Source organism: Sphingomonas sp. Leaf242, assembly GCF_001422045.1.
GTDB lineage: Bacteria > Pseudomonadota > Alphaproteobacteria > Sphingomonadales > Sphingomonadaceae > Sphingomonas.
This window is the reverse complement of sequence record NZ_LMLW01000012.1, coordinates 116,148-135,174: the sequence shown is the minus strand read 5'-3', so window position 1 is coordinate 135,174 and position 19,027 is coordinate 116,148. Positions and strand designations below refer to the sequence as shown.

Annotated in this window: 18 protein-coding genes, 1 tRNA gene and 1 riboswitch; of the genes, 6 read left to right on the top strand and 13 right to left on the bottom strand. The window is 63.6% G+C overall.

Annotation, left to right across the window (positions count from 1 at the left end):
• Positions 1 to 96 precede the first annotated feature (96 nt).
• Both ASF09_RS18045 and ASF09_RS18040 read left to right on the top strand, forming a co-directional pair.
• The gene (locus ASF09_RS18045; protein ID WP_060527462.1) at positions 97 to 1,164 is read left to right on the top strand and encodes a sulfite oxidase; all 1,068 of its coding nucleotides are present in this window, start codon (positions 97 to 99) and stop codon (positions 1,162 to 1,164) included.
• Positions 1,161 to 1,673 carry an MgtC/SapB family protein gene (locus ASF09_RS18040; RefSeq protein WP_052149081.1) on the top strand — a complete coding sequence of 171 codons (513 nt, stop codon included), beginning with the start codon at positions 1,161 to 1,163 and terminating at the stop codon, positions 1,671 to 1,673. The genes ASF09_RS18045 and ASF09_RS18040 overlap by 4 nt, the downstream gene beginning before the upstream one ends.
• Before the next feature lie 51 nt (positions 1,674 to 1,724).
• Here ASF09_RS18040 and ASF09_RS18035 read toward each other — a convergent pair whose 3' ends face one another.
• Genes ASF09_RS18035 through ASF09_RS18020 form a run of 4 tightly spaced genes read right to left on the bottom strand, consistent with a single transcriptional unit; the run spans position 1,725 to position 4,827 of the window.
• On the bottom strand, positions 1,725 to 2,495 hold the full coding sequence (locus ASF09_RS18035) for an anti-sigma factor family protein (RefSeq protein WP_060527461.1): 771 nt from the start codon (positions 2,493 to 2,495) through the stop codon (positions 1,725 to 1,727).
• Positions 2,492 to 3,001 carry an RNA polymerase sigma factor gene (locus ASF09_RS18030; RefSeq protein WP_060527460.1) on the bottom strand — a complete coding sequence of 170 codons (510 nt, stop codon included), beginning with the start codon at positions 2,999 to 3,001 and terminating at the stop codon, positions 2,492 to 2,494. The genes ASF09_RS18035 and ASF09_RS18030 overlap by 4 nt, the downstream gene beginning before the upstream one ends.
• Before the next feature lies 1 nt (position 3,002).
• Positions 3,003 to 4,442, bottom strand: a complete 1,440-nt coding sequence (locus tag ASF09_RS18025; protein WP_055982125.1) for a YncE family protein — start codon at positions 4,440 to 4,442, stop codon at positions 3,003 to 3,005.
• A gap of 1 nt (position 4,443) precedes the next feature.
• The gene (locus ASF09_RS18020) at positions 4,444 to 4,827 is read right to left on the bottom strand and encodes a DUF305 domain-containing protein (protein ID WP_235529886.1); all 384 of its coding nucleotides are present in this window, start codon (positions 4,825 to 4,827) and stop codon (positions 4,444 to 4,446) included.
• Positions 4,828 to 4,973: 146 nt separating this feature from the next.
• A riboswitch (Fluoride riboswitch) is annotated at positions 4,974 to 5,050 on the top strand.
• 23 nt (positions 5,051 to 5,073) lie between these two features.
• Here ASF09_RS18020 and ASF09_RS18015 point away from each other — a divergent pair.
• The 3 genes from ASF09_RS18015 to ASF09_RS18005 all read left to right on the top strand — a co-directional run bounded on the left by ASF09_RS18015 (position 5,074) and on the right by ASF09_RS18005 (position 8,387).
• Positions 5,074 to 6,432, top strand: a complete 1,359-nt coding sequence (locus ASF09_RS18015) for a voltage-gated chloride channel family protein (RefSeq protein ID WP_060527459.1) — start codon at positions 5,074 to 5,076, stop codon at positions 6,430 to 6,432.
• A 26-nt stretch (positions 6,433 to 6,458) separates the two neighbouring features.
• Positions 6,459 to 6,842 carry a DUF190 domain-containing protein gene (locus tag ASF09_RS18010; protein ID WP_055982130.1) on the top strand — a complete coding sequence of 128 codons (384 nt, stop codon included), beginning with the start codon at positions 6,459 to 6,461 and terminating at the stop codon, positions 6,840 to 6,842.
• A gap of 651 nt (positions 6,843 to 7,493) precedes the next feature.
• On the top strand, positions 7,494 to 8,387 hold the full coding sequence (locus ASF09_RS18005) for a DNA N-6-adenine-methyltransferase (RefSeq protein ID WP_082444441.1): 894 nt from the start codon (positions 7,494 to 7,496) through the stop codon (positions 8,385 to 8,387).
• 426 nt (positions 8,388 to 8,813) lie between these two features.
• On the opposite strand, the gene ASF09_RS18000 is transcribed toward ASF09_RS18005, so the two are convergent.
• The 9 genes from ASF09_RS18000 to ASF09_RS17960 all read right to left on the bottom strand — a co-directional run bounded on the left by ASF09_RS18000 (position 8,814) and on the right by ASF09_RS17960 (position 17,596).
• A complete protein-coding gene (locus tag ASF09_RS18000) occupies positions 8,814 to 9,335 on the bottom strand; it encodes a hypothetical protein (RefSeq protein ID WP_060527457.1) in 522 nt (173 codons plus the stop codon).
• Between the two features lie 31 nt (positions 9,336 to 9,366).
• Positions 9,367 to 9,993, bottom strand: coding sequence for a MobA/MobL family protein (locus tag ASF09_RS17995; RefSeq protein WP_235529885.1), 627 nt, complete (start codon positions 9,991 to 9,993; stop codon positions 9,367 to 9,369).
• A 23-nt stretch (positions 9,994 to 10,016) separates the two neighbouring features.
• A complete protein-coding gene (locus ASF09_RS17990; RefSeq protein WP_235529884.1) occupies positions 10,017 to 10,586 on the bottom strand; it encodes a hypothetical protein in 570 nt (189 codons plus the stop codon).
• Between the two features lie 126 nt (positions 10,587 to 10,712).
• On the bottom strand, positions 10,713 to 12,551 hold the full coding sequence (locus ASF09_RS17985) for a site-specific integrase (RefSeq protein WP_235529883.1): 1,839 nt from the start codon (positions 12,549 to 12,551) through the stop codon (positions 10,713 to 10,715).
• Positions 12,552 to 12,635: 84 nt separating this feature from the next.
• Positions 12,636 to 12,710: transfer RNA gene (locus ASF09_RS17980), tRNA-Glu, on the bottom strand.
• A gap of 47 nt (positions 12,711 to 12,757) precedes the next feature.
• On the bottom strand, positions 12,758 to 14,533 hold the full coding sequence (gene recJ / locus ASF09_RS17975) for a single-stranded-DNA-specific exonuclease RecJ (protein ID WP_060527453.1): 1,776 nt from the start codon (positions 14,531 to 14,533) through the stop codon (positions 12,758 to 12,760).
• Positions 14,534 to 14,913: 380 nt separating this feature from the next.
• On the bottom strand, positions 14,914 to 15,597 hold the full coding sequence (locus ASF09_RS17970) for a prolyl hydroxylase family protein (RefSeq protein WP_060527452.1): 684 nt from the start codon (positions 15,595 to 15,597) through the stop codon (positions 14,914 to 14,916).
• A 102-nt stretch (positions 15,598 to 15,699) separates the two neighbouring features.
• Positions 15,700 to 16,653, bottom strand: a complete 954-nt coding sequence (locus tag ASF09_RS17965; protein WP_082444463.1) for an RcnB family protein — start codon at positions 16,651 to 16,653, stop codon at positions 15,700 to 15,702.
• Between the two features lie 397 nt (positions 16,654 to 17,050).
• Positions 17,051 to 17,596: a (2Fe-2S)-binding protein gene (locus tag ASF09_RS17960; RefSeq protein WP_060527450.1), complete on the bottom strand. Its 546-nt coding sequence runs from the start codon at positions 17,594 to 17,596 to the stop codon at positions 17,051 to 17,053.
• A 103-nt stretch (positions 17,597 to 17,699) separates the two neighbouring features.
• On the opposite strand from ASF09_RS17960, the gene ASF09_RS17955 reads away from it, so the two are divergent.
• Positions 17,700 to 18,995, top strand: coding sequence for a sugar MFS transporter (locus ASF09_RS17955; RefSeq protein WP_060527449.1), 1,296 nt, complete (start codon positions 17,700 to 17,702; stop codon positions 18,993 to 18,995).
• Positions 18,996 to 19,027: the final 32 nt, after the last annotated feature.

Here is a 19,027-nt window from a genome sequence, read left to right as displayed (position 1 = left end):
TGTTCCAATCTGGATATCGGAACGATTGTTAATCCTTCGTCTGCGATAGTCTTGAAGGCTTGAAGCGATCCGCGCGCTTGCGGCGTTGGTTCGTCCATGACTGATATGATCGAGCGCAAATCCGATCCCTACAACGCCGAGCCGACGCCCGGCGCGCTGATCGAGCGGTTCCTGACGCCGCAGGCGCTGTTCTACGTGCGCAGCCATGGTGCAGTGCCCGATCTGCCTGCCGATCACCGGATCGAAGTGAGCGGGACGGGCATGGCGAGCCGCTCCTTCTCGGTGGAGGAACTGAAAAGCGCGTTGGCCACGCGGACGGTGACGGCAGTTCTCCAGTGCGCCGGCAACCGGCGCACGGATCTCCAGCAGGTCGCTAAAACGTCCGGCGACCCCTGGGACGTGGGCGCGATCGGCAATGCGGAATGGACCGGCGTACGACTGTCCGACGTACTGGATGCCGTCGGTGCGCCGAATGCGTCCGACCTGTTCGTGGCGTTCACCGGCGCGGACGAGGTGGACGTCGAAGGCGAGGAAGCATTGTTCGGGGTCTCGATCGCCATGGACAAGGCGCGGCAACCCGACGTCCTCATTGCCTGGGCGATGAACGGCGAGCCGCTGACGCCCGAACACGGCGCACCGATCCGCATGGTGGTGCCGGGCTATGCCGGGGTGCGGAGCGCCAAATGGCTGACACGGATCGAGGTGCGCGAGACGCCATCCGACGCACCGATCCAGGCGCACGACTACAAGCTCTTTCCTGCCGATGTGACGAGCGACACCGTCGACTGGAGCCAGGGTCTGACCATCAATGCCATGCCGCTCAACGCCGCGATCTGCGTGCCCGGCTCTGGCGAAAGCCTGCCGGCCGGGGAGGTGCGGATCGAGGGCTATGCCATCGCCTATGATCGCCGCGTCTCTCGGGTCGAAGTGTCGGTAAACGGTGGTCGCGACTGGCAACAGGCGACGTTCACCGATGATCCGGAGGCGCACTGGGGTTGGCGGCGCTGGACCCTCGACGCCACGCTCGCCAAGGGGCGCCAGCACCTTGTCGTGCGCGCCTTTGACGAGACTGGACAGGGTCAGCCCGAGCGGCCGGATACGGTGTGGAACTTCGCCGGCTATCTGTGCACCGCCTGGCATCATGTGCACGTGCTGGTCGAATGATCGAAGCATCAGCGGCATCGGACCTCGGCTTCTGGATCGATGCGATCGGGCGGCTGGTGGTGGCGACCGCGGCTGGGATGGTGCTCGGCTGGGAACGCTCGCGCGAGAACCGGCAGATCATGGGATTGCGAACGCTGGGTCTGGTCGGTCTGGCGAGCTGCATCGCCGTGCAGGCGATCGTGCACAGTGGCTTGCCGAACGTAAACGCCGATGCCGCAGGACGGGCGATGCAGGGCATTCTGTCCGGCGTCGGCTTCATCGGTGCCGGCGCGGTGCTGCGGGTCGGCCAGGGTCAGGAAGTGCATGGATTGGCGACCGCCGCGTGCATCTGGGTCACGGCCACGATCGGCGCGGCAGCAGGGTTGGCGGTGTGGCCGCTCATCATCGGCGGGTTGAGCCTTGCGATGCTCGTACTGTTCGCGGGCGCTCCGCTCGAACGTCGCATTCGCGAGCGGGCCAGGCTGACTCCGGCAGAGGCCGACCGGAAGGATGCCGAGCGCAAGCCGTGATCCCGCTGGTCCGCCCAGTGCCTGTCGGCGCTAAGAAGCGGCCAGGCGCTATCAGGAGACAAGCCCCGCATCGGCCTGGCGCCGGACCTCATCGGCGATCGGATGCAGCTCGGCAGCGGGGCGCTCGCCCACTACACTATAGCCGATCCCGTCGACAGCCCATGTGACCCGGCCCATGGTCCCGCTGGACGTGCTGGTCATGCTTGCGCTCTTGTCGATTTGCATAGGCCTCGTCAGCACCGCGAGCTTTGACGCTTGCGGTCCATCGTAGAGGAGAAGAGCCGCAGGGCCGTGGGGCGTCGCGACCAATCGCCCCCCGCCATAGCGGTAACCGGCTGTGCTGAGGTCCGGGATGGTCACGCGCTCACCCAATCGGGCGGAGGTCCACCGGATCAGCATGGCGCGCTGGTCGGGGCCGATTTCCGCCGGTCGTATCCGGTCGGCGGCATAGACACGGAAATTGTCACTCGCCTCGTTGGCCAGCGCCGCGATGCCCGCGCGGGGTTCGCCGCTCCAACGCGCACTCGACCAGCCCCCGCCAAACCCGACCGCCAGCAGAAGCGACGCGGCGATGGCGAGTTGCCAACGCGGTTGGCGTTGCCGTCCCCTGATGGCTGCGACGCGCATCGTCGCCGGGATCGGTTCCTCCGCGATGGGAGCGAAAAGCGATGCAAGGGCTCGCGCCTGCTCCGCCTGCTCCCGCAAACGGGCATGCACGTCCGGCTGGCCTTCAAGGTAAGCGTCGACCAGACGCTGCCGCTCGGGCGACAGCCTGCCATCGATCCACGCGGCCAGATCGTCCTCTCCGATCGGGCTGGTCATCGAATACTCCTTAATCGTGGCCGTTCACCATCCCGGAGGAGCGTCGCCAGACGGTCGCGCCCCCGCGATATGCGCGACATCACCGTTCCCAGCGGCACACCGACGACGGCAGCGACTTCCCCATATGACAGACCTTCGACGGAAATGAGGAGCAGCACCGTCCGCTGCTCCTCGGGCAACGCATCAAGTGCGCGCAACAGGTCTCGGTGGTGCAGGCCTGCGTCCTGATCGGCCGGGCGACCGAGCGCAACGTCGTCCACGAGGTGGAGCGGAACCGCCGTACCTCGCCGGACATGCTGCCGCTTATGATCGACCAACAGATTATGCAGGATTGCATAGACCCAGGGGCGAACCTCCGTCCCGCGTCGTTGCCGCCAGCGCCCGACCGCGCGCTCAAGGCAATCCTGCACCAGGTCATCCGCCATCGCCTGATCGCGCAACCACGACCGGGCATAACGGCGCAGACCGGGGACCAGGGGCTCGATCGCGGCGGCAAGCGGGTCCATCTCAGTCGCGCTGCACCTGCACGATGCGGCCCGGTGCGCCATTCACTACCTCGGCGACCGCCAGAAAGCGCCGGGGGGCCGCTGCACTGCCCTGAACGATCTGCCGGATCGGACCCGATGCGTTGACGATCGCCGCACCTGCCGGATTGCTCATGAAGTTCGCAAGCGGCTCTACCGCACCGCTGCCGTCCGCGTTGGCGGTGAGCACGAGCATGTAAGGCTTCTTGGGCTGCAAACCGGTAACGGCACTCTGCACGACCTGAATGATGCCCTGGTCGAAGAGGGTAATGCTGCTTGCCGCACCATTGCCGCCAACCGGCCCCATGTTCAGATGCACTGCCTTGCCTGCCGTACCGAGCGGTTGGAGATTGTCGGTGCCGGGGCCTGTCGGAACAGCGTTCGGCACATAGGCGATCGCCTGCGGTGCCTGTCCGACCGGCACGGTGGCAACGACCTTGTTGCCGGCGGTGTCGATCGCGGCAAGTTCATCGGCATTCTCCAGCCCGACATAGATGCGCCGGCCGTCGCCCGATGGCCAGACGCCGTGCGGCATCTTGCCGACCGGGATGGTGGCGACAAGCGCGAAGTCGGACGTGCGGAACACCTTCACCGCGTTTTCCCCGCCCACCGTGACATAGGCGAACTGTCCCTTGACCGTGCGGGCGAAGTTGACGTGATTGGTGATCGGTCCGGTATCCAGCACCTTGAGGATCGCGAAAGGCGGCTTGGCATCGAATGCGACCGTCTTGCCGATGTCCTTCAGCGTGAACCAAACCTGCTTGCCGTCCGGCGTCGCGGCGATGTTGGGACAGAACGGACTCGGCTGCGCCACCTGTCCGACCTGCGCGTGGGTCGAGACATCGAACACGGCCAGCACCGGATTGAATGAGGAACAGACATAGCCGTATCGGCCATCGGGAGAGAAGATCGTCATGCCCGGACCACCGGGCGTCTTGATGCGACCGGTCTCCTTGTACGTCGTGGGGTCGAGCACGGCGATGTAATCCTCGCCGCGTACCGTGACCCACACCTCCTTGCCGTCCGGCGTGAAGAACGCCTCATGCGGACTGCGCCCGACATAGGTCGTGTGCTTGACGGTGTTGGTGGCGGTGTCGATCCACGACACGGCGTTGGATCCGATCGACACGACCGCCAGTGTTTTCCCGTCCGGCGAGAAGCCGAGGCCGTGAACCAGCACCTGCCCCTTGTAGAGCGGGGAAAAATTCATCGGCTGCGGATCGCCGAGCTTGATGACGCCGAGCAACCTGTTGTCGGCCGGGTCCGTTACCGACACCGTGTTGGAGAATTGTTCGGATGCATAGACGCGGTCGCGGTGGCTGACAGGCACGTCCTTGGCGTTCCACGGCGCCTGCTGAGCCATGGCAATGCCCGGTGCGGCGCTCATCAGCAAGGCGGCCGAGAGCAGGAAGGTCCGGATCATGTCAGTGCTCCATATGGCTGTGGTGGTCGCCGCCCTGCGTCGGGGCTGGCGTCGAAGGGGGTAGCGGCTGACCGATCGCCAACTTCATGGCGGCGATCTCCTGCTGCTGATCGATGATGATCTCCTGCGCGATGCGCTTGAGCTGCTCGTTATGGCCGTAGCGCAGCTCTGCCACCGCCATATCAATGGCGCCTTGGTGATGCGGAAGCATCATCGCGACGAAATCGCGGTCGACGTCGCCGGACGGCTTGACCATCATGCCCGCCATCATCCGGTCCATCGCGGCAGATACCATGCTGGCGTAGCCATCGGCGGGGGCGGCCGCGACTGCGCCGGTGAGCATGGCCGAAGCAGTCAGACCCAGCATCCAATTTCGTCTACGCATAAGCCTCCTGCGGATCAGTCTCGAAAGGGTAGACGACGCCCGTCGGGGTTTATTCCATGGGTGAGCCAATTATTGATCCTCAGCAAAACAATCGTCTCATCGTGACCCTGCCGTTGGTTGACCAGGTCGCCGTCGGACAGCATATGCTCGGGCACGGCGATGGATTTCCGCCGGGCCATTCGGCCGAACCGCCCTCGCAAGGGCCGATGATTCCTACCAGGCGCCGTAAGGCAGCAAGGAGGAATCGTGCGCGCGACATTTCGCAATCTCTACGACCAGTTCAACATGGCAGCGTTCATTCGCGATCGCCGCACCCATGCCATGTCGGTGCTGCGGTGGGCTTTGATCCTGGTCCCGATGGCCGCAACGGTGGGAACGCTCTGCGCAGCCTTCCTGTGGAGCCTCGATGCCGTAACCCGGATTCGCTTCGCCTTTCCCTGGCTGCTCTACCTGCTGCCGATCGGCGGGTTCGTGGTCGGACTGCTCTACCATCTGACAGGGCGCTCGGTCGAAGGTGGCAACAATCTTATCGTCGAGCAGATCCACGAACCGGGGGGCGGCGTGCCGCTGCGCATGGCCCCGCTCATTTTCTTCGGCACGGTCGTGACACATCTGTTTGGTGGATCGGCGGGGCGCGAAGGCACCGCCGTGCAATTGGGCGGCAGTCTTTCCGGCGGGTTCGGGCGCGCCCTCAAGCTGGATACGCAAGCAACGCGCATCCTGCTGATGACCGGGATCGCGGCAGGGTTCGGCGCAGTGTTCGGGACGCCGATTGCGGGAGCGGTCTTCGCGCTGGAGGTGCTGGCGATTGGCCGGGTCGAGTATCGCGCGCTGGTGCCGTGCCTGGTCGCGGCACTGGTCGGCGACTGGACCTGTCTTGCCTGGGGCATTCACCACGGTATCTACCAGGTCGATGCGACAGTGCCGGTCGACGCTCTAATCGTCATCAAGGCTGGCGTCGCGGGCGTCGTATTCGGGTTGGTCGGACTAGCTTTTGCGGAGGCCAATCATGCGTTTGGCGGATGGCTGACGCTCATGGTGCCTTATGGCCCACTACGACCCGTCATCGGTGGCGTGGCCGTGATCGCACTGGTCTGGCTGTTCGGAACGCGCGACTATCTCGGCCTTGGCACGCTCGCCGCGACATCGGACGGCCTGACCATCGCCAGCTTCTTTGGTCCCGACACCCATCCATGGAGCTGGGCGCTGAAGCTGCTCTTTACCGTCGTGACCCTGAGCGCTGGCTTCAAGGGCGGAGAGGTGACGCCGCTGTTCTTCATTGGCGCGGCGCTCGGCAATGCGCTCGCGCCCATGTTCGGAGTGCCGACGGGGGTCTTCGCGGCGATCGGCTTCGTTGCGCTGTTCGCGGGTGCTGCCAACACGCCGCTTGCCTGCACGTTCATGGGGATCGAATTGTTCGGGGCGGCCTATGCTGTGCCGATCGCGGTCGCATGCTTCGTCGCCTACCTTTGCTCGGGTCATAACGGCATTTATCTGTCGCAGCGCGTCGCAGTCCCCAAGGTGCCTGCTGCGCACCTCACACCCGATACGACCCTGCGTGATGCCCGCACGCACCGTGCTTCCCGCCGTCGCTCGCGCGTCTGATCCTGCTTCCTATCGAAAGGCCCATTATGCCTGATCGTTTCACCGTCCAGCACCGCGAGGTTGGAATGCTGCGCATCTATTTGAAGCCGTCTGACAAGGTCGGCCCACGTCGCTTCTGGGGTGCGAAACCTTTTTATCGCGAGCTGATCCGCACCGCGAAGGCGGACGGCATCATCAACGCCGTCGCGCAGAACATGCATTACGGCTTCAGCAATCGCGGCCCAATCCGGGAAAATGGATCGGAGATTGCCGATCCGCATCTGACTATCTGCGTCGAGCTGGTCGGCGAACGTGACCAGCTCAACATTTTCTGTCGCCGGCATGGCGATCTGCTCGGCAACAAGGTGATAGTTTACAAACAATTGGAGCATTGGACGATCACGCGCGAAACTGAGCGAACCAGAGCCTGATCGGCGTTCCCATAATGGAACGTTGACCGGGAAACCTGAACCGTCGATCCGACTGACAGCCGCAGACGGGTGCGCTTTCTCAAAATCTGTTCCCAATTTGAAATTCTCAAAATTGCGAATTTTTACGGCAAACTGGGAAAGCTCCGATCGCTCTTGGGCAGATATGGGGTGACGTCTATACCCAAACCTGAAGCCGGGTGCTGATGTACACAACACCCTCAGCAGCATCGTCCGCATATGTTCAACAAACGGACGTTTTCTGGACAGAGGCAGCCGTTGGCCGTGCTTCTTATAAAAGCGTGTTTACAGTCGCTTAGTGCAACAGGTGTTCAACAACTGGACCGGGCGAACATGCGCATTGCCGCTCTACCAGAGCTTCTACCGCAAGCGTCTGCTTTCGTCGGGAGCTGCCGTTCCCGGCGGGCACATCCGATGACCGCTTTGTCCCAACTCAAGCCGTTCGACCGGTATGAACCAACGGCCGAAGTTGGGAAGCCGGAAAGAGCCCGCCAGTGTCGACTATTGGGTCTTAGCGCCCCCGGGCGTTCGGGATAAATCGCGCCATTTCGATGCGTCTGCAAAAAAACCGATCGCTAGAGCACACAACTATGATAACCATGGGGAATATATGACCTCAAAGGAGATCAGATATTGCTCGAAGAATTGCGGGATGCGAGGCGGTCGTCTGGCTGGTCGCAGAGAACTTTGGCCAATCGCCTTGGCGTCGATGCCCAGACAATCAAGCGGATGGAGAATGGCGTTGGTTCGTTAGCAACGTTGGTTGCGGCGATGTCAGCATTAGATTTTCGCCTGACGGGCGTGGGGCCTGGAAAGAGCCTGCCAGAACAATTGGGCGCCCGTCGGCATGAACGGTGCTTGTCGCTTGAAAAGACTGCAACCAAGGCGGGGTTGTCCCGCAAGACAATTGTCAGTCTGGAACGGGGTAACGGGTCAATCGCCAGCGCTTTGCGATTGCTGGCGGTGTTGGCGCCCAACGCCCGCCGCCGCGCACCCGAGCGGTCATACTGGGGGCAGGGCGAAAAGGACGCCCGGGATAGCCGCTTTACACCGTCAGACTTCATGGACAGCATTTATGCAGCGTTTGGTGCGATTGATCTGGACCCCTGCGCCAACTTGCTCAGTCCAGTCGTTGCCCGACGCTGCATCCTGCTGAGCGAAGGTGGGGACGGGCTTGTCGACGAATGGTCGGGCGACGTTGTGTTCGTTAATCCGCCATTCTCAGCGTTACTCAAATGGCTGCGTCGCGCTCATGACCAATGGTGCGCTGGGAACGTCAAGACGGTTGTCTGCCTCGTTCCGGTCAGAACGGATTCTTCTTGGTTTCAGGAAACGTTGGTTTCTGACGCGGAGATCTATTTATTGAAGGGCCGCGTGCGATTTCTTAATGCGGAAGGCAAAGGTCAGCATACTCCGTTTTCACTCATGATTTTGACATTGGGGGCGTCTATCGAGAACAAGGCGTCTTTAGCAGGTCTGATTCCCGGGCGCTGGATGACCCTGGCCGATCCTGTCGGAGGTTCCTGAAACAAGCGGTCCGGATATCAGTCCAATATCAGTGACTGAATATGCGGTCGTTGATAGCTGATGCGATTGGTTCTCTGCATAGTCGATCGCGTCGTCATCCGTTCGCCAGAGATTGAGCGATACGCTGATCATTCGGTCACTCCGCGAATTACGGTATTCGACGTGGCAAGCATTTGGTCGTGCGCAGCATCATGCCTTTGATCCTCTGGAGTGCCGCGCATCGAGCGCGCGCTGCTCGCGACGGTCATCGGCCTGTCAGCGGGTTGCGTCTTGTGCGAGCAGATCGCCCGGTCAAGCCAGCGATCCGGTAGGTCATCCAACTGCTGGGCAAGTCACGCCCCGATTGCCCTGCAAGTATCAGCAGAATGAACGCTCCGGCAACGCAGTTATTAATCCGTAGTATCTGCCGGGTCGAATAGCTTCGCATCATGCTGACCCCCGCCGAATCAGCCTCGCCGCGCGGTCCAGCCCCGCCAGGCGCTGGGTTTCGTCCAACCAAGGGACAGGTTCCGCCACAAGGTAATGAGCAGCGAGCCGGAATGCTGATGCATGATCCGCTTTCGCGGTATTCGCAGCCGGCACTAACCAGACCGTCCGACCGTCGCTTGACCAAGGCAGAAGCGGAACGTGCCAGTTCACCTTGCCGCTTCTCCATCTGCCGATGGCGAAGGTTGGAGGGGACCAAGGCTCGCTCTCATCGGCGATGATCAACGCGTCGGAACGTGTATCTTTCAGCGTGCGCTGCATCGCCGCCGCGCACAGCGCCAGGCTACCGCCTGCGACGGTAACGAGAAGGTCGGTGGCCTTGTTTTCCATGCATGCCGCAAGCGGCAAGCTATAGTCGTGCGGCACTTGCTTGAGCGACCATCCGGCGTGACGGGCGAGTATCTGTGCGACGCGTGATGCAGCGGCCCGGCCGAGCAGCGGCCAGTTCGGGTTTTCGATCATGTAGATTTCCCGGTTGGGAAGGCACCCGCGTTCAGCGGCGCGCGCTCCAGTGAGTGAGGAAGAGGTCGCGGATGAGCGGATGCGCTTTGTCTGTAGTCAGCGCGCCGACCTGTTCGGCGAGACCAATCGAGGTTAGCCGCCGCGGCACCACAAGCACGTGCACATGCGGCAGGTTGGCGGATGCAGCCCGTCCGGGATCATGAAGGACAATGAGAGCTGCGACGTCGAATGCTTCAACGATATGCTCGCGGACAAAGCCGCGCACCTCGTCGAGCATCACATGTAGCCTCGCGACCGGATATGTGACGGTGAAGTACGACAAGAGCGCGTTGACCTTTTCCGGCCGTTCCAGGTCGACTGCCCGCATGAGGGTCTCCGGATCGCTGAATCGATCGCACGCTGGCGCGGGCAGGAGGACTTCCGTCCAGGCCGCGGTCGGCACCCATGGCGGTGTGCCAACCGATGCAGCTACCATCACCTTGGCCTGAGCGAACGCTGTCGCGCTGTTAATGTGGCCGCGGAACTCCGGGCGCAGGCAACCGAACATCACGCGCGGATACGGCGCATCCGCAGCGTCGCCGACCAGCATCAGATGCGTATGAGGGTTGGCAGAATTAGGGACACAGTCCTGGTTGAGCGTGACGCTGGCACGCGTCACGCTCGCGGAACCTTTCGTACGCATCAGCAGTCCACCTGCGGAAAGATTTCTGCGGCGATCTCGGCAGTAGCGCGGTAAATGCCGGCGCCGCGCTCGCGGACAGTTGAATAGGGCGGCACCATTTCGAGGATCAGTCCGTCCGCCGTCAGGCGGATTGCTGCCCCGAACAGCTCGGGCACCAGCCAGAGCGCGCCGTCGACGTGTCGATAAAGATCGAGATCGACGAGATCGAACAGGGCAAGACCGCCGCCGGCAAGCGTCACTTCAACGGTGATGGGAAACACGTCGGCCGAGCGGCAGGAGCGAACCAGCACCACGTCGCGTGACTGCACCTGCGCCATCGCACGCGTGCGGGAGCGGAAGTGGGGAGCATCCAAACAAGTGAACGAAAGGACGACGTCGGAGCTTTCGACGCTCACCGTGTCAGCGGGCATTCCGCCACCAACCTGCCGCATGACGCTCGGCAGCGGGCCGAACTCGGCCAGAAAGTAGTTGCACAGCACGCTAGCGACGGAGCGAGAGCGGTTCATCTTGGATTTAATCACGAGGGTATTCCAGAGCTTGGTGGGTCGCGGACCGATCGGTCCGGACAAGCTCCTTCAGACTTTTTCATTCGTCTTCAGGGCTCAATCAGCCCCTCTCCAAACTCCTGATCCTTATTATAATTTGAACTATCTACCGCATGAAATGAGCGTTCGCTCGTCGCGGCCCTCCTGCGGCTACGTTGAACTTGGTCGTTGAACGCCTACAACATGAGATAGAGTAAGAGACTTTTCCCAGTCTTGATCGGCGGTGGCGGCGGTGAGCGCGGTCCAATCAATAAATGTCCAGTCGATTCGATGCAAAGTTGCATATAAAACTGGCAGCCTGACGCCATTTCCATACTTTCCACCGACGCTGGTCGGGGCATGTCCACAAATCTGGTCTACTATCCTTTCTGTAATACCGGCTTCCAATGCAAAATCTTTGAAGCCATGTCTAAGGCTGTGAAAAGTGAGCCGTTCATCCCTGGAAACGTGCGCGTCGATGTAGCGGTTTGCGGCGCGCGATGCCTCTTTTGTTCGCTTTTCGAATTGATTTAAGGTTAGATCTGGGAAGAGACGTGTATGACCCAGTTTCGCAAGAGCGACACGATATGTGTTGAACCCTAGGTCTACTAATCGATCGTGAATGGGCGCCAACCTGCGGGAACCCTCCGTTTTTATTGCTTTTGCGTCATCGTGCCCAGGCTCAAGCGTGTAATCATCGATATCAATGTATGTCACGCTCCCGCTGATCCTCACGTCGGCGAGGGCCGCTTGACCGACCTCTTCCAATCGGGCGCCAGTGGTGAGGGCTATCAGGAACAGCCAGTAAAGCGTCAGGTCGCTGACATGGTTTTTCATGCGCCAGCTTGCGGGTGCCAAAAAGAGGGTGCTGGACAGAAGCTGCTTTAGTTCGTCCTCCTCGAAAGGGCGGCGCTTGCGGATACTCTTGGAATACCCGCTGATCGCGACGTCGCGTCCCTCGTTGCTCTTGATCCAACGTTGCTCTGCGGCATGGCTTAGCAACGCTTGGATGCCTCCAACCCTTTTTTTCAGCGTTGGCGCGCTGACTCGGCCGTCGGTGACCGACGCATGCTTGGCCACACGCTCGGTGAATGGTAATTCGCGGTCCTTCCTCGGCATTGATTTCGGCAGCTTGAGAGCTTCGTCGCGGTAGTTCAGAAGGTCGTTCTTGACGATCTCCGACACCGGGATGTCGCCAACGAAATCGATGAAGTCGAGGGCTGCCCGCTCATATTCGTGTGCTGTCTGAGCCTTGGGGGCAGTATCCTCCTTCCATGCCTCGAACAGTTCCAGAAGCCGCATCTCGGGTTTGAGGCGGGATTGCGCACTCTGCGGCTTGCGGGCTTGCGAGGGGCCGACGGGCAGCCGATCGAGATATTCGCTAATATACTCCGCCGTGCCGTCGGGCAGGTCATCGATCGCACGGCCATGATGACGAGCAACTTGGGTCAAGATCCGTTTTATCTCGATGTCGCGAGCGCCGGTGCTGAACCTGTGGTCCGGATAGCGCCAGATCTCACCAGGCGCCCGGTCGGTAAGATGGCGGAGGGTTCCGCGATGACCACGGAATAGGGCTGCGTTACCTGATAACCGCCACCACTCCTCGTCATCGGATATATTCACTTGGCTACATCCGCCTGGAGTGGCGTTCCACAGCCCGCGGTCGACCTCTAGCCTGCATAAGAGCAACCGTTCTGGCCCGTCGAGCCCACCTTCGTCCAAGGGAGGTCCTTGAAAATAGGAACTCACGAGTTCGACTGCCTGGTCGCGTTTTGACGGGCGTGGGTCGCCGCTCTCGGCGAAGCGTTTGCGGGCTTCCTCGAACCTCTCTTCCAACTCCGCGTTCGCGCCGGCGAAAAGGACGGCTGCCCGCGAAAAGTCCCTTGTTCGCAAAGATACTTTCCACATCGCCTTCCCCTCGAAAGCAGGGCGCAGCTTTGTCGGGATCTCACGACGTAGGTAATAGAAGCCCGTGCTCGGGTGTTTCCACGGTTGAGCCATGTGTGCCATTCTCGCGCTCTCTGTGCCAAGGCGCTGTACCAGAAACTATCTAAGAATGGCTAATTCACGCATTTGTGCGCCATGCAGCGCCAATGGTGACCCCTACGGGAATCGAACCCGTGCTTCAGCCGTGAAAGGGCCGCGTCCTAACCGCTAGACGAAGGGGCCTGCGTGGTTGGAGGCGCCTAAAAGGAAGCCGCCGATGCGTCAACCCCTCAATCGGCCCAGGCGGCGTCTTCGACGTGTAATTCCGCCGACGGTCGGGAGGACCAGTCGTCGATCTTCGCGCGACCGGCGAGCCAGAGCTTGCGGTGGGGGGCGGCGCCGAGCAGCGCCTGACCAAGTGCGCTCTCGGCCGAGCGGAAGGCCATTGCCTTGATGCTGCGGCCGTCGTCGCCCGCGACGATCGTGCGGACGTGGCCGTTGCCGACGACGTCCGCCTTTATCACGCGGACCGGGCCCATCGCGACGCGCGGCGCTGGCCAGCCCATGCCGTAGGGGCCGCCGGCTTCCATCGATTCGACGAGGCCGGGGTTGACGCCGCCCGCTGCCAGCACCGCGTCCAGCAGGAGCGCGCGGTCACCGTTCGAGCGTTCGACAGCGGCGGCGAGGCGTTCTTCGAGGAAGTCGGTGAAGGCGGGGATCGCGGCTTCGGCGATCGTCAGGCCTGCGGCCATCGCATGGCCTCCGCCCGCCACGAGCAGGCCGTGTTCGCGCGCAGCCATCACAGCGGCGCCGAGGTCGACGCCCGGGATCGAGCGGCCGGAGCCCTTGCCGATGCCGTTCTCGTCGATCGCGATGACGATCGCGGGGCGGCCTAGCTTCTCCTTGAGGCGACCGGCGACGATGCCGATCACGCCGGGGTGCCAGCCATGGCCGGCGACCACGGCGACCGCACGGTCGCGGCTGGAGAGCAGGTCGGCGGCCTCTTGAACGGCGGCTTCGATCGCGCGGCGTTCTTCGTTGAGGCGGTCGAGTTCGGTGGCGATCTGGCGCGCTTCGTCGGGGTCCTGCGTGGTCAGCAGGCGGACGCCGAGGTCTGCGCGACCTACCCGGCCGCCGGCGTTGATGCGCGGGCCGAGCGCGAAGCCCAGGTCCGTGCAGGTCGGGTTGCGGGTCAGGCGCGACGCCTCGATCAGCGCGGCGACGCCGATATTCTTGCGCGCGCCCATGACCTTGAGGCCTTGCGACACGAACGCGCGGTTGAGGCCGCGGAGCTGTGCGACGTCGGCGACGGTGCCGAGCGCGACGATGTCGAGCAGGTCGATCAGTTTCGGCTCGGCGCGGTCCTTGAAGAAGCCGCGCGCGCGGAGCGTGCGGACGAGCGCGGCGGCGGCGAGGAAGCACATGCCGACCGCGGCGAGGTGGCCGTGCGCGGCGCCTTCGGTCTCGTCGAGGCGGTTGGGGTTAACCAGTGCGAGCGCGTGCGGGAGCGCGGTCGAGCATTTGTGGTGGTCGATGACGATCACGTCGACTGCCGCGTCGCGGGCGGCGTCGAGCGCGTCGAACGCCTGCGCGCCGCAATCGACCGTGACGATCAGCGTGGCGCCTTCGCCGGCGAGGCGGACGAGCGCTTCGCCCGACGGGCCGTAGCCTTCGAGCAGGCGGTCGGGGATGTAGGGGCGGGCCTCGATGCCGAGGTCGCGTAGGACGAGCACCATCAGCGCGGCGGAGGTGGCGCCGTCGACGTCGTAATCGCCGAAGATCGCGACCTGTTCGCCGGCTTGCACGGCGTCGGCGAGGCGCTCGGCGGCGCGGTCCATGTCGCGGAAGATCGACGGGTCGGGCATGAATGCGCGGATCGACGGCGTGCGGTGCGCGTCGAGCGCGTCGCGGGGGCAGCCTCGGGCGAGGAGGAGCTGGGTGACGAGGTCGTCGCCCGAACCGCCCCCGAAACCGTCACCCCCGAAACCGTCCCGGCCGTCTGCCGCGAGTGCGCGCCAGCGCCAGGGTTGGCCGAGGATGGACGAGGTTACGCCGAGAACTGTCATGCCTTGGACGTAGTGGCTGTGGAGGGATTGTCGAGCGGCGAGGGGGCTGAACGCGCGCTCGCCGTCTACTAGGCCGTCATCCTGACGAAAGTCAGGACCTAGAGTAACGGCGCGAACACGTGTGGCTCTGGATCCTGACTTTCGTCAGGATGACGGTGGCATGGCCTTGGATGTGTCCAACTCCCTCCGTTTGTGCTGAGTAGCGACCGAGTAGCTTCGTAGAAGCGTACCGAGGGCGCGTATCGAAGCATGGGTTCCGTGTGCCAACCTGTCCTTCGATACGCCGTCTCGATACGCTGCTGAGGCAGCTACTCGACGGCTACTCAGGACGAACGGAAGGGGGGACGCGATCGCGCACGAGACGCAACGGTCAGCGCCCCTCACTTGATCCACGGCCGCTCGCGAAACCACTTCGTCACGATGTACTTCACGCCCTCCACCACCGGCATGCCCTCGTGCAGCGTCAGCCCGTTGGGCGTCCCGTCCGGGTTCATGTTGTTCCACGCGAGCAGCATGCCGCGCTTCGGCGCGATCTTCACGCCGGCCTGCGGGAACCACGTCGCGCCGCCCTCGGGAACGTCGTTGAGGAACACCATCGCGGTCCAGGTGCGCTGGCCGCCTTGCTCCTGCATCTTGGCCCAATAGCTTTCGGACTCGTGGAAATAATCATGGTGCGCGCGGAATTGCTGGCCGGGGGCGTAGCGCTGGCCCTGCATCGTCTCGCCGTGCAGCAGGTCGATGCCAAGCAACATGGCGATCGCCTCGTCGGTCGGCTGCACGTCGGGCGACCAGCGGTCCATGTCGCAGCTCTCGCTGGTCCGGAAATTGCTGTTCGGGCGATCGGAGAGCAAGGTCGACGGCCGCCGCTTGGAATCGATCACCGCGATCAGCCGCTTGCACGTCGCGGGATCGAGGAACTTGTCCTGATAATAGAACTGCACGGTGTCCATCGCGATGCGCTGCACCGCGGGATTGGCGTCGAGGCGCGCGGCGACCTGCGATCCGAAGGCTTGGCGAAGTGCCGCGGCCGGATCGACCCTCTTGGCTTTTGAAAAGATACCCACGCCGCAGAATTTGGCGAAGCGCCTTCAAAACGCAAGAGCCCCGCGGCGATCAAAATCACCGCGGGGCTCTCCCCTGTTACTGCGTGACGGGCAGGCCGGAACCTACCAGAAGATGTCGTACACCGTGTCGACCACGCGGCCGCTGTCGAGATCGACCAGCAACGCGTCGTTGTAATAGCGCACCCAGCGATACGGGCCGTAGGCTTCGGGCAGGCGGTAGGTGTACGGGTCCTGGATCCAGTAATTCTGGTTGTAGAGGATCCGGTTCAGCGAGAAGCCGACGTTGAAGCGACGGTAGCCAGACCCCCAGCCGCTCGGTGCATAATAGCGCGGGAGGCGGTAGGCGCCGCGGTTCGACGCGCGGTAGTTGCTCCAGGCATAGCGGTTGTCGTTCCGCCAGCCACGGTTCCATGCGCCGCCCTGGTTGTAACGGCCCTGGTTGTAGCCGCCCCGGCCATAGCCCTGGACGTTGCCATAGGCGCGGTTGGGTTGGCGGTTTTGATAGCCGTCGCGACCGCCGTTGCGCCAGTCGCCCCGGTTGTCGCCCCGTCCGTCATTGCGTCCGTCGTTGCGCCAGTCGCCGCGTCCGTTGCGATCGAATTGGCCGCGATCCGCCTGCTGGGTGCCGCGGTCGAAGCCGGGGCGATCTTGCCCTCGGTTCCAGTCAGGGCGGTTCTGGCCAGCTTGCGCGTCGGGACGAGCCTGACCGTTCCAGCCCTGGCCGTTTCCGCGCTGGCCATTCCAATCGGGACGTCCTTGACCGTCGGGGCGGTCGCCGCGGACTTGCGGCTGCGTGCCGAGATCGGCGCGCTGCGGGCGTTGGGCCTGGTCAGGCGTGGCGGGGCGGTCGGGACGCTGCTGCTGGAAAGCCTGGCCGTCCGGACGTGGGCCACGATCGCCGCGATCCGGACGCTGGCCACGATCCTGACGCGGGCCATCATTGCGGCGGTCACCGCGGTCCTGATCGACCTGCTGGGCGGTGGCGGTCGTTGCCATCATGGTCGCCGGCACCAACGCGGAGGCCGCCATCAAGAGTTTGAGAAACTTGCCCGTCATCGCCGTCGTCCTCGACTGCCGGCGCACGAGCCGGCTCCTATGATGGGTCGGGTCTAGGATTTCCGCTATGTGGAGAGGCTGAATGCGTTCGTCAGCGATCAGACAGGTTTAGGTCGGATACGTCGCTACGTCTTTGAAGCATCCACCCCGGCGAAGGCGGGGGTCCAATTGGGGCGGCGAGTAACAAGGCGCGCGACCAATTACCTTGGACGTTCCAATTGGGCCCCGGCCTTCGCCGGGGTGGTGCAGCAGGGGTAGCGGCGGTTATGCTGGCGACGGTTGGGTGGGCGGCCTAACCAACGCACACATCGCGCTCTTACTTGTTCTCCCGCGAAGGCGGGAGCCCAGACTGGACTCCCGCCTTCGCGGGAGAACATGCTTGGCATTGAAGCGCGCGCTACCGCGCCGGCGGCGGCACCAGTGCTGGCACCAGCCGCGCCGAGTCGGCCGGATCGATCCCCGGTCGCGGCCCGGCGGGGATCACCTCTTCCCCGCGCATCGCGCGCCCGGCGCGCTGGATCGCCTCGACCACGCGCGGATACACCCCGCACCGACACAGGTTGGTGATCTGCTCGCGGATCAGCGCTTCGCTCGGGTCTGCATTGCGTTTCAGCAACGCGGCCGCCGCCATGATCATCCCGGGAATGCAGAACCCGCATTGCGGCACCGACTCCGCGATAAACGCCAGCTGTACCGGGTGGTTACGCTCACGCGACAGCCCCTCGATCGTCGTGACGTACGCCCCCTCGATCGAGCCGATCGGCACGCGGCAACTCGGCATCGCGCGCCCATCGATATCGACCGTGCACGCGCCGCACTGCCCGGTGCCGCAGCCATATTTCGTCCCCGTGAGGTTCGACGCATCGCGCAGCGCCCACAGCAGCGGCGTAGCATTGTCGAGCTTGTATTCGATCGGCTCGTTGTTGACGGTGAAGCGGCTCATGCCGTCGTCCTAGCCTGACGGGACGGATCGCACCACGCGGCATTGCCACGCGTCGCCACCCCGGCTTATGTCGCGCGGAAATACCGCGAGAGGGCGCAATACGATGCACGTCGATACCAAATCCACCGCAGCAGCCGGAGGCGACGCCAGCCACGGCTACGACGCGCCCGACCTGCGCGTGTTCGTGTTTGCGCTGTTCTTCATCTTTGGCGGCATCACCTCGCTGAACGACATCATCATCCCCAAGATGAAGGAGCTGTTTACGCTCGACCACGCGACCGCGATGCTGGTCCAGTCGGCGTTCTTCCTCGCCTATGCGCTGTTCTCGATCCCCGCCGCCGCGATCGTCCGCAAAGCCGGCTACATGCGGACTGCGTCGATCGGGCTCGTGACGATGACCGCAGGCTGCCTGTTGTTCATCCCCGCCGCAGGGCAGGCGAGCTTCGGCATGTTCCTGTTCGCGCTGTTCGTGCTCGGCGCAGGCATCACCGTGGTGCAGGTCGTCGCCAACCCGCTGATCTCGGCGCTCGGCCATCCCAAGTCCGCCTCGAGCCGGCTGACGTTCGCGCAGGCGTTCAACTCGCTCGGCACCACCATCTTTCCGTATGTCGGCTCCGCGCTGATCCTCGGCGGGCTGGCGACGGTCGACTCCTCGACGCTCACCGGCGCCGCGCTCGACGCGTACCGGACGGAGTCGTCGCGGACCGTCGTGCACACCTATATCGGCCTCGCGATCGCGCTGCTGATCGTCGCGGCGGTGGTGTGGACCCGTCGCAACCGGCTCAACGAGGAGCAGGACCAGACTGGCAGCATCTTCCACGCGTTCACGCTGCTGAAGCGCCCGCGCTTCGCGATGGGGACGGCGTGCATCTTCCTGTACGTCGGCGCCGAAGTCGCGGTCGGCTCGCTGATCGTGAACTATCTCATGCAGCCGAGCGTGATGGGCCTGAGCGACGTCGCGGCGGGCAAGCATGTGCCGTTCTACTGGGGCGGCGCGCTGGTCGGCCGGTTCATCGGCGCGTACGTGCTGAACAAGGTGTCGCCCGGCAAGGTGCTCGCGGGCGTCGCGACGGGCACGCTGGCGCTGATCCTGATCTCGGCGAACACCGAGGGCGCAGTGTCGGGCTGGGCGCTGCTGGCGATCGGCCTGATGAACGCGGTGATGTTCCCGACGATCTTCAGCCTCGCGTCCGAAGGTCTCGGCAAGCGTGCGGCGGAAGGCTCGGGCGTGATCGCCACGGCGATCGTCGGCGGCGCGATCGTCCCGTATCTGACGGGCATGCTGGCGGACAAGTCGGGCAGCCTGCACTTCGCGCTGCTGCTCCCGGCGATCTGCTACGCGCTGATCCTGGCATACGGGCTTTACGCACGGAAGCCGGTGGCGGAGGTCGCGGCCTAACCCCCATCCGTCATCCTGGGCTCGACCCAGGA

Excerpts from the sequence above, each read along its gene's own strand:
- ASF09_RS18045 (WP_060527462.1), top strand. The coding sequence starts at position 97 with ATGACTGATATGATCGAGCGCAAATCCGATCCCTACAACGCCGAGCCG.
- ASF09_RS18040 (WP_052149081.1), top strand. The coding sequence starts at position 1,161 with ATGATCGAAGCATCAGCGGCATCGGACCTCGGCTTCTGGATCGATGCG.
- ASF09_RS18035 (WP_060527461.1), bottom strand. The coding sequence starts at position 2,495 with ATGACCAGCCCGATCGGAGAGGACGATCTGGCCGCGTGGATCGATGGC.
- ASF09_RS18030 (WP_060527460.1), bottom strand. The coding sequence starts at position 3,001 with ATGGACCCGCTTGCCGCCGCGATCGAGCCCCTGGTCCCCGGTCTGCGC.
- ASF09_RS18025 (WP_055982125.1), bottom strand. The coding sequence starts at position 4,442 with ATGATCCGGACCTTCCTGCTCTCGGCCGCCTTGCTGATGAGCGCCGCA.
- ASF09_RS18020 (WP_235529886.1), bottom strand. The coding sequence starts at position 4,827 with ATGCGTAGACGAAATTGGATGCTGGGTCTGACTGCTTCGGCCATGCTC.
- ASF09_RS18010 (WP_055982130.1), top strand. The coding sequence starts at position 6,459 with ATGCCTGATCGTTTCACCGTCCAGCACCGCGAGGTTGGAATGCTGCGC.
- ASF09_RS18000 (WP_060527457.1), bottom strand. The coding sequence starts at position 9,335 with ATGATCGAAAACCCGAACTGGCCGCTGCTCGGCCGGGCCGCTGCATCA.
- ASF09_RS17985 (WP_235529883.1), bottom strand. The coding sequence starts at position 12,551 with ATGGCACACATGGCTCAACCGTGGAAACACCCGAGCACGGGCTTCTAT.
- recJ (WP_060527453.1), bottom strand. The coding sequence starts at position 14,533 with ATGACAGTTCTCGGCGTAACCTCGTCCATCCTCGGCCAACCCTGGCGC.
- ASF09_RS17965 (WP_082444463.1), bottom strand. The coding sequence starts at position 16,653 with ATGACGGGCAAGTTTCTCAAACTCTTGATGGCGGCCTCCGCGTTGGTG.
- ASF09_RS17960 (WP_060527450.1), bottom strand. The coding sequence starts at position 17,596 with ATGAGCCGCTTCACCGTCAACAACGAGCCGATCGAATACAAGCTCGAC.
- ASF09_RS17955 (WP_060527449.1), top strand. The coding sequence starts at position 17,700 with ATGCACGTCGATACCAAATCCACCGCAGCAGCCGGAGGCGACGCCAGC.